Raw genomic sequence first — 13382 nt, 5'->3', positions numbered from 1 at the left:
GTGATCTCAGCATTGCTCGCCGGGGCGGTTGCCCTGGCTCTCGTCCTTCATTTCGCCTGGCTTGCGCGCGCCAGCCGCATCAAGGCCTTGGCCGCGCTTGCCGCCGAGGAAGCCGGAATCCGCGCCGTCATCCCCGACGTCGCCAATATCTCGGACGGCACTACCGGCGTCGTCACCTTCGCCGGCTCGTGGAACGGCCGGCGGGTGCAGGTGCGGACCATCGTCGACACGCTGGCGATCAGGAAGCTGCCGGCGCGCTGGCTGAGCGTTTCGATCACCGAAAAGGTCGCGATACCAGGCACTTTCGACATGATGATGCGGCCAGGATCGCCGACGACTTTTTCCAATTTCGATCATCTCGACCATACGCTGCCGAAGGCGGCTGGATTTCCGGCCGAGGCGGTGCTGCGGAGCGACCGCAAGGGCGTGCGCTTCCCCGAAGCCGTCATCGCCGATCACCTCGATGTCTTTGCCGAGGGGCGCGCCAAGGAATTGCTGATCACACCGAACGGCGTGCGCATCGTCTGGCTTCTGGCCGAGGCCGAGCGGGCGCGCTACGGCGTATTCCGGCAAGCCGAATTCGGCACGGTCAGGCTCGATCCGGTGCTGATCGAGAGGCTGCTGTCGTCGGCTTCGGCGCTGCGCGATGCCATCAATCAAAGCGAACGGCAAGCGGCATGACCAGCCAGATCACCACCTCCCCCGCACCACCGAGCCCATATCTGGTTCTCGGCGCTGCGATCGTCTTGCCGGCGAGCGGGCATGTCGTTCTCGGCGTGCCGGTGCGCGGCCTGCAATTTCTGTTCTTCATGGTGATCTTCGCCTGGGTCACCGCCAAGATCGCGCCGCCCGACGCCAGCTTCATCGGACGCCATGCCGGCGGCTTCCTGATCTATGCCCTGTCGATCCTGGATGCCTACAAGATCGCGCGCATCCGCTATGCCAAATGGGTTCACAATGGCGGCGCGCGCGGCGATAGTGCGGTTGGCGGCGCCTCAGCCGATATATAACGACAGGAAAATTTTTTTCATACCAATTGAATTCCCCTGACGCATTCGATACATCTCCAAGGGAACAAATCTCGGGAGCCTGACATGTGCGGAATCGTCGGACTGTTTTTGAAGGACAAGTCGCTCGAGCCACAGCTTGGCGCGATGCTGTCGGAGATGCTGATCTCCCTCAGCGATCGCGGTCCCGACAGCGCCGGCATCGCCATCTATGGCGCGCCCTCCCATGAAGCCAAGATCACCATCCAGTCGGCTAAGCCGGAGCACGATTTCCGCGGCCTCGACGCCGAACTCGCCAAGGCGATCGGTGCGCCGGTGAGCATTGCTGCGAAGTCGACGCATGCGGTGGTCCGGACGACGCCTGCCAAGATCGACCAAGCGCGTGAGGCGATCCAGGCGCTGCGCCCCGACATCCGCATCATGGGTGCCGGCGACGTCGTCGAGATCTACAAGGAAGTCGGCTTGCCCGAAGCGGTCGTCGACCGTTTCGGCGTCCGCGAGATGACCGGCACGCACGGCATCGGCCATACCCGCATGGCGACCGAATCGGCGGTGACAACGATGGGCGCGCATCCGTTCTCGACCGGCGCCGACCAGTGCCTGGTGCATAATGGCTCGCTGTCCAACCACAACAATGTCCGCCGCGAGCTGATCCGCGAAGGCATGACATTCGAGACCGAGAACGATACCGAGGTCGCTGCCGCCTATCTCTCCTCGCAGATGGCGCATGGCAAGAATCTGGGCGAGGCGCTGGAAGGCACGCTGAGCGATCTCGACGGCTTTTTCACCTTCGTCGTCGGCACCAAGAACGGTTTCGGCGTGGTGCGCGATCCGATCGCCTGCAAGCCTGCCGTAATGGCCGAAACCGACCAGTATGTCGCCTTCGGCTCGGAATATCGTGCGCTCACCAAACTGCCCGGCATAGACAATGCGAAGGTCTGGGAACCCGAGCCCGCAACCGTCTATTTCTGGGAGCATTGAACCAATGCCGGCAATCAACCTCTCCAAGGCCGCGCGAGAGCCGGGCCAGGCATCGAGGGTCTTCGACCTGGCCGAAATGTCATTGCGCGAGCTCAACCAGGCGCTGCACGATCTGGCCCCCGGTTCAAATGAGACCGCCTGGGAGGTGCTGCACCCGCGAGGCAGCCATTCGGTCGCCGTCGGCGTCGACCAGCCTGTCGCCATCGATGTGCGCGGCAGCGTCGGCTATTATTGCGGCGGCATGAACGACGGCGGTACCATCACCGTGCATGGTTCGGCCGGACCCGGCGTCGGCGAGAACATGATGTCCGGCCAGATCATCGTCAAAGGCGATGCCAGCCAGTATGTCGGCGCCACCGGCCGGGGCGGGCTGCTGGTTATCGAAGGCAACGCGTCATCTCGCTGCGGCATCTCGATGAAAGGCATCGACATCGTCGTCCATGGCAATATCGGCCACATGTCGGCCTTCATGGCGCAATCCGGCAACCTCGTGGTGCTGGGCGACGCCGGCGATGCGCTCGGCGATTCAATCTACGAGGCGCGGCTTTTCGTGCGCGGCAAGGTCGAAAGCCTCGGTGCCGACTGCATCGCCAAGGAGATGCGGCCCGAGCATCTCGAATTGCTGCAAAACCTGCTCGACCGCGCCGGCGTGACCGGCGTCAAGGCGGCGGAGTTCAAGCGCTACGGCTCGGCGCGCACGCTTTACAATTTCAATATCGACAACGCCGACGCGTATTGAGGCTCAATGACCTATCGCAACCCGCCGACGACGCCGCGCAAATCCGCGACCTTCGACGACTACACGCTTTCCGAGATCCGCCGCGCCGCGGCGACCGGCATCTATGACATCCGCGGCGCCGGCGCCAAGCGCAAGCTGCCGCATTTCGACGACCTTCTGTTCCTCGGCGCCTCGATCTCGCGCTACCCGCTCGAAGGCTATCGCGAGCGCTGCGACACCAGCGTCGTGCTCGGTTCGCGCTATGCGAAAAAACCGATCGAATTGAAAATCCCGATCACCATTGCCGGCATGAGCTTCGGCTCGCTGTCCGGCCCGGCGAAGGAAGCGCTCGGCCGTGGCGCGACGCTGTCGGGCACCTCGACCACCACCGGCGACGGCGGCATGACCGAGGAAGAGCGCGGCCATTCGAAGACGCTGGTCTACCAGTATCTGCCGTCGCGCTACGGCATGAACCCGCGCGATCTGCGCCGCGCCGATGCGATCGAAGTCGTCGTTGGCCAGGGCGCCAAGCCCGGCGGCGGCGGCATGCTGCTTGGCCAGAAAATCTCCGACCGCGTCGCCGAAATGCGCACGCTGCCGAAAGGCATCGACCAGCGCTCGGCCTCGCGCCACCCCGATTGGACCGGGCCGGACGACCTCGAGATCAAGATCCTCGAACTGCGCGAGATTACCGACTGGGAAAAGCCGATCTACGTCAAGGTCGGCGGCGCGCGGCCCTATTACGATACCGCGCTTGCGGTGAAATCGGGCGCCGATGTCGTCGTCGTCGACGGCATGCAGGGCGGCACCGCCGCAACCCAGGAAGTGTTCATCGAAAATGTCGGCCAGCCGACGCTTGCCTGCATCAGGCCGGCGGTGCAGGCGCTGCAGGATCTCGGCATGCACCGCAAGGTGCAGCTGATCGTCTCCGGCGGCATCCGCAACGGCGCCGACGTCGCCAAGGCGCTGGCGCTCGGCGTCGACGCGGTGTCGATCGGCACGGCAGCGCTTGTCGCGCTCGGCGACAACGACCCGCGCTGGGAAGCGGAATACAACGAGCTCGGCACCACCGCCGGCGCTTATGACGACTGGCATGAGGGACGCGACCCGGCCGGCATCACCACGCAGGATCCCGAGCTAATGAAACGGGTCGATCCGATTGCGGCCGGACGACGGCTGGCGAATTATCTCAAGGTGATGACACTTGAGGCTCAGACAATCGCCCGCGCCTGCGGCAAGAACAGCCTGCACAATCTCGAGCCCGAGGATCTTGTGGCCTTGACGATCGAAGCCGCCGCCATGGCCGGCGTGCCGCTGGCCGGCACCAACTGGATACCGGGCAAGAACGGCTTCTAAGACAAACCAAAAATGCCAGTAAGCGAGGAATTATAATGGGGAACGATCTCGCCGCCTTCGCCAAGGAGAAGGGCGTCAAATATTTCATGATATCCTACACCGACCTGTTCGGTGGGCAGCGTGCCAAGCTGGTGCCGGCGCAGGCGATCGCCGACATGCAGCGGGACGGTGCCGGCTTTGCCGGCTTTGCCACCTGGCTCGACCTGACGCCGGCGCATCCCGACATGCTGGCGGTGCCGGATCCTGATTCGGTGATCCAGTTGCCGTGGAAGCCCGAAGTCGCCTGGGTCGCCGCCAACTGCATCATGGACGACAAATCGGTCGAGCAGGCGCCGCGCAACACGCTGAAGCGGCTGATTGCCGAGGCGGCCGGCGACGGCATGCACATCAAGACCGGCGTCGAGGCCGAGTTCTTCCTGATCTCGCCGGACGGCAAGACGATTTCGGACGAATACGACACGGCGTCGAAGCCCTGCTACGACCAGCAGGCGGTGATGCGCCGCTATGACGTCATCGCCGAGATCTGCGACCACATGCTGGCGCTCGGCTGGGGCGCCTATCAGAACGACCACGAGGACGCCAACGGCCAGTTCGAGATGAACTGGGCCTTCGACGATGCGCTGGCGACCGCCGACAAGCATTCCTTCTTCAAATTCATGGTGAAGTCGGTTGCCGAAAAGCACGGCCTGCGCGCCACCTTCATGCCGAAACCCTTCCAGGGCCTGACCGGCAATGGCTGCCATGCCCACATCTCGGTGTGGGACAGGGACGGCAAGACCAATGTCTTTGCCGACAATGCGATGGAGCTCGGCCTGTCGGCCAAGGGCAGGAATTTCCTTGGCGGCATCATGAAACATGCTTCCGCGCTTGCCGCCATCACCAACCCGACGGTCAATTCCTACAAGCGCATCAACGCACCGCGCACCATCTCCGGCGCCACCTGGGCGCCGAACACGGTGACCTGGACCGGCAACAACCGCACCCATATGGTGCGTGTGCCCGGCCCCGGCCGCTTCGAGCTGCGCCTGCCGGACGGGGCGGCAAACCCCTATCTGCTGCAGGCCGTCATCATCGCCGCCGGCCTTGACGGTGTCCGCTCGAAGGCCGATCCCGGCAGGCGCTACGACATCGACATGTACCAGTTCGGCCATACGGTGGAGGGCGCGCCGAAGCTGCCGCTCAACCTGCTCGACGCATTGCGCGAGTTTGACAACGACAAATCGCTCAAGGCGGCGCTGGGTGAGGAATTCTCGTCGGCCTATCTAAAGCTCAAGCAGCAGGAATGGAATTCCTATGCTTCCCACTTCACCCAGTGGGAGCGCGACCACACGCTCGACATCTGATCCGGAATTGTTGCACGCCCGGCGCGAAACAGGTTCATGAAATACTCGATCTTCTCCCTCGCCCGGGCGGCATTTTCCGGCCACAGGAACTGGCAGCGCACCTGGCGCGACGCCAGCCCGAAGAGCCACTACGACGTGGTGATCATCGGCGGCGGCGGCCATGGCCTGGCGACGGCATGGTTCCTCGCCAGCGAATACGGCATCAGGAATGTCGCGGTGCTGGAAAAGGGCTGGATCGGCTCCGGCAATGCCGGCCGTAACACCACCATCATCCGCTCCAATTACGGGCTGCCCGGCAATACCGGTTTCTACGAGCTTTCGATGAAGCTCTGGGAGCGCATGGAGCAGGACCTCAACTACAACACCATGGTCAGCCAGCGCGGCGTCATCAATCTCTACCATTCCGACGCGCAGCGTGACGCCTATGCGCGGCGCGGCAACACCATGCGCATCAACGGCATCGATGCCGAACTGCTCGATCTGGCGGCGGTCAGGAAGATGATGCCGTTCCTGAACTTCGACAATGCGCGCTTTCCGGTGCAGGGCGGGCTTTTGCAGCGACGCGGCGGCACGGCGCGCCACGACGCCGTGGTCTGGGGCTATGCGCATGCGGGGAGCGCGCTCGGCGTCGACATCATCCAGAACTGCGAAGTGACCGGCTTTGTCCGCGAGGCCAACGGCAAAGTGACGGGCGTCGAGACGAGCCGCGGCAGGATCGGTGCCGCCAAGGTCGGCATGGCCGTCGCCGGCTCCTCGTCGCGCGTTGCGGCGATGGCCGGCATGCGGCTGCCGATCGAAAGTCATGTGCTGCAGGCCTTCGTCTCGGAGGCGATCAAGCCGCTGATCCCCAATGTCATGACCTTCGGCGCGGGCCATTTCTACGTCAGCCAATCCGACAAGGGCGGGCTGGTCTTCGGCGGCGACATCGACGGCTACAATTCCTACGCCCAGCGCGGCAATCTGCCTGTGATGGAAGACGTCTGCGAGGGCGGCATGGCGCTGATGCCGATGATCGGCCGGATACGGCTTCTGCGCCAGTGGGGCGGCATCATGGACATGTCGATGGACGGCTCGCCGATCATCGACAAGACGCCGGTCGACGGGCTCTATCTCAACGCCGGCTGGTGTTATGGCGGCTTCAAGGCAACACCCGGCTCCGGCCTGGTCTTTGCCCACCTTCTGGCGCGCGACGAGCCGCACAACGAAGCCACCCGCTTCCGCCTCGACCGCTTCCGGCGAGGTGCGATGATCGACGAAAAGGGCCAAGGCGCCCAACCGAACCTGCATTGATGGCTGGCTGAAGAAGCATGCGTATTGTCTGTCCCTTCTGCGGCGAACGCGAACTCGGCGAGTTCACCTATCTCGGCGACGGCAAGCCGGCGCGCCCGGCAGCCGAGGCCTCCGAAGACGAGGTCTTCGACTACGTCTATCTGCGCGACAATGTCGCCGGGCCGATGAGCGAATTCTGGTATCATGGCGGCGGCTGCCGGGCCTGGCTGAAGGTCGCCCGCAACACGCTGACGCACGAGATTTCGGCGGTCGAACCGGCTGCAGGCGTTGGTGCCGCCGAGGTTGGGGCCTGATGGTTGGCCCCGCGCAGACACACCGGCTGGCGAGCGGCGGTCTCATCGATCGCGCCGCGCCGCTGGGCTTCCGCTTCGACGGCAAGAGCTTTGCCGGCTTCCAAGGCGACACGCTCGCCTCGGCGCTGATCGCCAATGGCATCAAGCTGGTCGGCCGCTCGTTCAAATACCATCGGCCGCGCGGCATCCTGACCGCTGGATCCGAAGAGCCCAACGCACTGGTTGAGTTGCGCACGGGAGCGCGGCGCGAGCCGAACACCAAGGCGACCACGGCCGAGCTTTATGACGGGCTCGAAGCCGCGAGCCAAAACCGCTGGCCATCGCTGCGCCACGATCTGATGGCGGTCAACCAGCTGTTTGCGCCGATCTTCGTCGCCGGCTTCTACTACAAGACCTTCATGTGGCCGGCGAAATTCTGGGAAGCGGTCTACGAGCCGGCGATCCGCCGCGCCGCCGGCCTCGGACGCGCTGCTGGCGTTGCTGATCCCGACCATTACGACAAGGCGTGGGCGCATTGCGACGTGCTGATCGCCGGTTCCGGCCCCGCCGGGCTCGCGGCGGCATTGGCGGCCGGGCGCAGCGGCGCCCGTGTCATCTTGTGCGAGGAAGATTTTGCGTTTGGCGGTCGCCTGCTCGCCGACGGCGGCATGATCGACGGCGAGCCGGCAGCCGAATGGATTTCACGCACGCTGGGGGAACTCGCAGCGCTCCCCGATGTCCGCATCATGAACCGCACGACACTGTTCGGCGTCTATGATGGCGGCACCTATGGCGCCATCGAGCGGGTCAACGACCACCTGCCCTCGCCGCCCGAGCACCAGGTGCGCCAGCGGCTGTGGCGGATCGTGGCCAAGCGCTGCGTCGTTGCCGCCGGCGCCATCGAGCGGCCGATCGTCTTTGCCGGCAACGACACGCCCGGCGTGATGATGGCTTCGGCTATGCGGACCTATGTCGCGCGTTACGCGGCGACGCCGGCAAAGCGGATCGCGCTGTTCACCAACAATGAGGACGGCTGGCGCACCGTCGAGACCGCACTTGCCGCCGGGTTGCAAATCGCGGCGGTCATCGATGCGCGCCCGGACGTGTCCGCCGCGCATCGCGCGCTCTCCGCCAAGGGCGGCTTTGCCGTGCTTAACGGTTCCGTCAGCGGAGTCGAGGGCGGCAAGGACGGCGTTCGGAAAATCGCGGTGGCGCTCACCGGCGGCGCACGGGCCGAGGTCGAGGCCGACGGGCTTGCCGTCTCCGGCGGTTGGAATCCGGCGGTCGGGTTGACCTCCTATCATCGCGGCCGGCCGAAATGGCAGGACGATATCGCCGCTTTCGTGCCCGATTGCCCGCCTCCGGGCATGGTGGCCGCCGGCGCCGCCAACGGCGCCTTCGGACTTGCCGAGTGCCTGCGCCAGGGCTTTGCCGCGGGTGCTGCGGCAGCGCAGAACGCTGGACGCAGCGGCAATGCCGGCACATCGCCGGTCGCCGACAGCGAGGCGTTTTCGCTAACGCCGCTCTGGCATGTGGCCGGCAAAGGGAAAGCCTTCGTCGATTACCAGCATGACGTGACAGCGTCCGACATCGAACTGGCGCAGCGCGAAGGCTTCGAGTCGGTCGAGCATCTCAAGCGCTATACGACGCTCGGCATGGCGACCGACCAGGGGAAGACCTCGAATGTCGCCGGCCTCGCCATCATGGCAGCTGTGTCAGGCAAGTCCATTCCCGAGACCGGCACGACGATCTACCGGCCGCCCTATGTGCCGGTCGCCATCGGCGCCTTCGCCGGCCATCATCGCGACGAGAACTTCCATGCGACACGACTGACGCCGTCGCATCACTGGGCAGCCGAACAGGGCGCGGTGTTCGTCGACACCGGCTTGTGGAAGCGGGCGCAATGGTATCCGCGCGCCGGCGAAAAGGACTGGCTGGACTCGGTGACGCGCGAGGTCAGGGCGGTGCGCTCCGGCGTCGGCTTCTGCGACGTCTCGACGCTCGGCAAGATCGACGTGCACGGCCCGGATGCCGGCGCCTTCCTCGACCGTGTCTACATCAACACCTTCTCCAATCTTGCTGTCGGCAAAGCCCGCTACGGGCTGATGCTGCGCGAGGACGGCATCGTTTATGACGACGGCACCACCTCGCGGCTGGCCGAGGATCACTATTTCCTGACCACCACCACCGCCAAGGCCGGGCTGGTGATGCAGCATCTCGAATTCTGCCGGCAGGTGCTGGTCCCCGAATTCGACGTGCAGCTGACCTCCGTCTCCGACCAGTGGGCGCAATTCTCGATCGCAGGGCCGAAGACGCGGGACCTGCTTCGCGAAATCGTCGATCCGGCCGAGGATCTGTCGAATGAAGGTTTTCCGTTCATGGGGGCGCGGGAAGTCGCGCTTCGCGGCGGCATCAAGGCGCGGCTGTTCCGCATCTCGTTCTCCGGCGAGATGGCGTTCGAGATCTCGGTCCCCACCCGCTATGGCGACGCGCTGGTGCGCAATTTGATGCTGGCCGGCAAGTCATTCGGCGTGACGCCCTACGGCACCGAGGCACTCGGCGTCATGCGCATCGAAAAGGGGCACGTCGCCGGCCCGGAGCTGAACGGCACGACGACCGCCGCCGACCTCGGCCTCGGCAAGATGATGTCGACCAAGAAAGACTTCATCGGCCGCGTCATGGCGAGGCGCGAGGCGCTGATTGCGCCGGACCGGCAGGTCGTGGTCGGCATCAAGCCGGTCGACAAGACACGCCGCCTGCGCTCCGGCGCGCATATCATCCCGAAGGACAAGACACCCGATCCCGATAACGACCAGGGCTATGTCACCTCGGTCTGCTTCTCGCCGGTGCTCGGCCAATGGATCGGGCTTGGCCTGGTCGAACGAGGGCGCGAGCGCATCGGCGAGATCGTCCATGCGCATGACCCACTGCGCGGCGAAGACTACGATGTCGAGCTGTGCAGCCCGGTTTTCTACGATCCGGATGGAGGGCGCCAGCGTGGCTGAGTTTTCCTGGATTGCCCGCAGTCCGCTGGAGAAAACGCTTGTCGTCGGCGCCTATGGCGCGCGCCGCACGGCGGCCAGCGTATCGCTCACCGAGATCCGCAATTTCGACCTGATCCAGGTGATGGCGCGGCGCGGCAAATGGGCCGAACTGGCAAAGGCTGCCAAAGCGCGTTTTGGCATGGCCGCCCCGGAAACGCCCAAGGCGGTCCGAGCTCCCGACGCTACGCTGATCTGGTCGGGACCGGATCAGTTCCTCGTCCTGTCCAATGGCGGCAAGCACGCGAGCGAACCGCTGAGCCAGGCGTTTGCGCAATCCGCCTCGCTGTCCGACCAGTCGCATGCCCGCGTGCTGATCAGCGTTTCGGGAGAAAAGGCACGCGCGATGCTGGCCAAACTGTCGTCGCTAGACCTGCACCCGGCGGCGTTCCCGGCCGGCACCGCTGCCGCGACCTCGGTCGATCACACCAGCATCAATCTCTGGCGCGGCAATGACCGGCCGGACGGACAGGCGGTGTTCAATCTTCTGGTATTTGCGACGTTTGCCGAAAGCCTGTGGCATACGATGCTCGATGCCGCCGCGGAGTATGGCGTCGATATCGGGCATTCCGAGGAATTGGGGTAAACTGTCTGCGTCGGCGCCGCCCCTCATCTGCCTGCCGGCATCTTCTCCCCGTATAGTGACGGGGAGAAGGGGGCCTGCCGCGACGGCTGCGCCTTTCCTGCAACGCCGATAATTGGCGAAATCGTTGGTGACAGGATCTTTCTCGCCGTCACTATACGGGGAGAAATGCCCGGCAGGGCAATGAGGGGCAGCGCCGACAATCGGAAGGATAAGGCCGAGCTGCTCCACCTTCACTTGCCAACTCCGGCTCTTCTGCCCTATTCTTCCCGCTAAAATAATTTCACACACAGGCAAACTTGTTTCTCGAAACCAGGGTTGAGATGAGCCAGTCGCCCTACCCCGCCGTCGCCGCCGGACCGCCCCGGCCAAGCCTGATCCTGCGGCCAGGCCAGATCGCGCTGCCGGCCGGGATGGAGCGCTATCCGGTTCAGGGCAATGGCGCGGTGCTGATCGAGGTCGAGGCCGGCGATACGATCACCGTGCGCGATGTGGAAGGCGGGCAGGCCTGCGAGCTGCTGGCATGGGACAGCAGCGGCGCGACCGATCCCGGCATTCTCGGCGAGAAATCGAACAGCAATGCCGCCGGCATCAAGGCGCTGCTGGCCGAAGGCGACGACAGCCTCGCTTCCTTGCGCCGGGGGATCGAGCGGCGCCAGGTGCAGCTCGACCAGGCAAAGGCGGTTCGCGTTTTCGGCGGCACCACCCCTGCCGGTACCCAACAAGTTTTTACCGTCGCCCGCGATGGGTCGATGCTGATTGCGGCGCCCGGTGGTCCGATGCTGGTCGACGGCCACGATACGGCGACGCCGCTTAGCGTCATCGTCCGCCGCGCCACCATCCGCCCGGCGGCGGAGTCGCAACTTGCCGACCCGCTGGCCGATCCCGTGCTAGACCTGCGCGTCCATTCGGCGACGGCGGAAGCCTATTTCGTCAAGGCGGGCGACTATCTGCAGATCATCGATGTCGACGGGCGCCAATGCACCGACTTCCAGTGCTTTTCGGCGCGCAAGCTGGACAGGGGGCGCGATCATCCGCTCGACGTGACCACGACCCGCACACTGATGGGCTCGAGCTATCCGATGCCCGGCCTGCATTCGAAATACTACGACCAGGACATGGAGCCGCTGGTCGAGGTTATCCAGGACACTTGCGGCCGCCACGATGCATTCGCGCTCGCCTGCGCCGCCAAATATTACGACGACATCGGTTATCCCGGCCATCCCAACTGCTCGGAGAATTTCAACCGGGCGCTCGCCGATAAGGGCGTCACGCCCCGCGCCGGCTGGATGGCGATCAACTTCTTCTTCAACACGTCAATCGACGCGCATGGCATCGTGGTTTCTGACGAGCCGTGGTCGCGGCCGGGCGACTATGTGCTGCTGCGGGCGCTGACCGACATCGTCTGCGTCTCGTCCGCCTGCCCCGACGACACGACGCCGGCCAATGGCTGGAACCTGACCGACATCCATGTGCGAACCTATTCCGGCCAGCATAAATTCTCGCGAGCGATCGCCAGACGCATGACGCCCGATTCGGAACCGAAAATGACCCGCGAGACCGCCTTTCATTCGAGCTTTGCCAAGCACACCCGCAACTTCGTCGAGTACAAGGGCTATTGGCTGGCCAATTCCTTCGCCAGGCAAGGCCCGATCGATGAATACTGGGCCTGCCGGCAGGACGCCGTGATCATGGACCTGTCGCCGCTGCGCAAGTTCGAGGTCACCGGCCCGGATTCGGAAGCGCTGCTGCAATACACGCTGACCCGCGACATCAAGAAACTCGGCGTCGGTCAGGTGGTCTACTCCGCTATGTGCTACGAGCATGGCGGCATGATCGACGACGGCACGCTGCTCAGGCTCGGCAAGGATAATTTCCGCTGGGTCGGCGGCGACGATCTATCCGGCGAATGGCTGCGCGAGACGGCGCAAAAACTCGGCCTCACCGTGTTGGTGCGCTCATCGACCGACCAGATGCACAACGTCGCCGTGCAGGGACCGAAAAGCCGTGACATCCTGCGGCAGATCATCTGGACCTCGCCGCTGCAGCCGTCGATCGACGAGCTTGAATGGTTCCGTTTCGCGGTCGCCCGCATCGGTGGCGGCAACGGCATTCCCGTCGTGGTTTCGCGCACCGGTTACACCGGCGAGCTCGGCTACGAGATCTGGTGCCATCCGCGCGACGCCGAAAAGGTGTTCGACGCGATCTGGCAGGCCGGCCAGCCGCACGGCCTGAAGCCGATGGGGCTACAGGCGCTCGACATGGTGCGCATCGAGGCCGGGCTGATCTTTGCCGGCTACGAGTTCTCCGACCAGGCAGATCCGTTCGAGGCCGGCATCGGCTTCACCGTGCCGCTGAAGACCAAGAGCGACGATTTCATCGGCCGCGAGGCGCTGATCCGGCGCAAGGAAAACCCGCAGAGGAAGCTGGTCGGCCTCGACATCGACGCCAATGTCGCGGTAGGCCATGGCGATTGCGTGCATGTCGGCCGCGCCCAGATCGGCATCGTCACCTCCGGCATGCGCTCGCCGGTGCTGAACAAGACCATCGCGCTGGCCAGGCTCGAGGTCGCGCATTCGGCGATCGGCACCGAGGTGGAGATCGGCAAGCTCGACGGCCACAGCAAGCGGCTGCCGGCGCGCGTCGTCGCCTTCGCCCATTACGATCCGCAAAAGACCAGGCCGCGCTCCTGATCGATCGCCCCCACGGGAGGCTTAGTCCGGCCTTTCGGCGATGCGGCTGCTTGTCCTGTCTTTCACAGCAATGTGCACAGCGTCACAAAGCGCTTGAC

The 13382-nt window shown here is 64.7% G+C and carries 11 protein-coding genes; all 11 read left to right on the top strand.

What is annotated here, in order from left to right; translation table 11 throughout:
• The 11 genes from NKI95_RS16005 (at position 1) to NKI95_RS15955 (ending at position 13284) form a co-directional block, all read left to right on the top strand.
• Positions 1–681 carry a hypothetical protein gene (locus NKI95_RS16005; protein ID WP_352717914.1) on the top strand — a complete coding sequence of 227 codons (681 nt, stop codon included), beginning with the start codon at positions 1–3 and terminating at the stop codon, positions 679–681.
• Positions 678–1010: a hypothetical protein gene (locus NKI95_RS16000; RefSeq protein WP_352717912.1), complete on the top strand. Its 333-nt coding sequence runs from the start codon at positions 678–680 to the stop codon at positions 1008–1010. The genes NKI95_RS16005 and NKI95_RS16000 overlap by 4 nt, the downstream gene beginning before the upstream one ends.
• Positions 1011–1094: 84 nt before the next feature.
• Positions 1095–1988, top strand: a complete 894-nt coding sequence (locus NKI95_RS15995) for a class II glutamine amidotransferase (protein WP_352717910.1) — start codon at positions 1095–1097, stop codon at positions 1986–1988.
• Between the two features lie 4 nt (positions 1989–1992).
• Positions 1993–2727: a GltB/FmdC/FwdC-like GXGXG domain-containing protein gene (locus NKI95_RS15990; RefSeq protein ID WP_352717908.1), complete on the top strand. Its 735-nt coding sequence runs from the start codon at positions 1993–1995 to the stop codon at positions 2725–2727.
• Between the two features lie 6 nt (positions 2728–2733).
• Entirely contained in the window at positions 2734–4062 is a 1329-nt protein-coding gene (locus tag NKI95_RS15985) for an FMN-binding glutamate synthase family protein (protein WP_023673984.1), read from the top strand.
• 35 nt (positions 4063–4097) lie between these two features.
• Positions 4098–5405, top strand: a complete 1308-nt coding sequence (glnT, locus tag NKI95_RS15980; protein ID WP_292653869.1) for a type III glutamate--ammonia ligase — start codon at positions 4098–4100, stop codon at positions 5403–5405.
• Between the two features lie 36 nt (positions 5406–5441).
• Positions 5442–6695, top strand: a complete 1254-nt coding sequence (locus NKI95_RS15975) for a sarcosine oxidase subunit beta family protein (RefSeq protein ID WP_352717905.1) — start codon at positions 5442–5444, stop codon at positions 6693–6695.
• Positions 6696–6712: 17 nt separating this feature from the next.
• Positions 6713–6988 (top strand): sarcosine oxidase subunit delta, encoded by a 276-nt coding sequence (locus NKI95_RS15970; RefSeq protein WP_352717903.1) that lies wholly within the window; start codon positions 6713–6715, stop codon positions 6986–6988.
• Positions 6988–9972 (top strand): sarcosine oxidase subunit alpha, encoded by a 2985-nt coding sequence (locus NKI95_RS15965; protein WP_352717901.1) that lies wholly within the window; start codon positions 6988–6990, stop codon positions 9970–9972. Before NKI95_RS15970 ends, NKI95_RS15965 begins: the two co-directional genes overlap by 1 nt.
• Positions 9965–10594 carry a sarcosine oxidase subunit gamma gene (locus NKI95_RS15960; RefSeq protein WP_352717899.1) on the top strand — a complete coding sequence of 210 codons (630 nt, stop codon included), beginning with the start codon at positions 9965–9967 and terminating at the stop codon, positions 10592–10594. Before NKI95_RS15965 ends, NKI95_RS15960 begins: the two co-directional genes overlap by 8 nt.
• 320 nt (positions 10595–10914) lie before the next feature.
• A complete protein-coding gene (locus tag NKI95_RS15955) occupies positions 10915–13284 on the top strand; it encodes a trimethylamine N-oxide demethylase (RefSeq protein ID WP_352717898.1) in 2370 nt (789 codons plus the stop codon).
• Positions 13285–13382: the final 98 nt, after the last annotated feature.

The organism is Mesorhizobium sp. M0306, assembly GCF_040321655.1.
Classification (GTDB): Bacteria; Pseudomonadota; Alphaproteobacteria; order Rhizobiales; family Rhizobiaceae; genus Mesorhizobium.
Note: the sequence above shows the minus strand (reverse complement) of the source record. Positions and strands in the feature narration are given on the sequence as shown.

Excerpts from the sequence above, each read along its gene's own strand:
- NKI95_RS15970 (WP_352717903.1), top strand. The coding sequence starts at position 6,713 with ATGCGTATTGTCTGTCCCTTCTGCGGCGAACGCGAACTCGGCGAGTTC.
- glnT (WP_292653869.1), top strand. The coding sequence starts at position 4,098 with ATGGGGAACGATCTCGCCGCCTTCGCCAAGGAGAAGGGCGTCAAATAT.
- NKI95_RS15955 (WP_352717898.1), top strand. The coding sequence starts at position 10,915 with ATGAGCCAGTCGCCCTACCCCGCCGTCGCCGCCGGACCGCCCCGGCCA.
- NKI95_RS15975 (WP_352717905.1), top strand. The coding sequence starts at position 5,442 with ATGAAATACTCGATCTTCTCCCTCGCCCGGGCGGCATTTTCCGGCCAC.
- NKI95_RS15995 (WP_352717910.1), top strand. The coding sequence starts at position 1,095 with ATGTGCGGAATCGTCGGACTGTTTTTGAAGGACAAGTCGCTCGAGCCA.
- NKI95_RS15985 (WP_023673984.1), top strand. The coding sequence starts at position 2,734 with ATGACCTATCGCAACCCGCCGACGACGCCGCGCAAATCCGCGACCTTC.
- NKI95_RS16000 (WP_352717912.1), top strand. The coding sequence starts at position 678 with ATGACCAGCCAGATCACCACCTCCCCCGCACCACCGAGCCCATATCTG.
- NKI95_RS15965 (WP_352717901.1), top strand. The coding sequence starts at position 6,988 with ATGGTTGGCCCCGCGCAGACACACCGGCTGGCGAGCGGCGGTCTCATC.
- NKI95_RS15990 (WP_352717908.1), top strand. The coding sequence starts at position 1,993 with ATGCCGGCAATCAACCTCTCCAAGGCCGCGCGAGAGCCGGGCCAGGCA.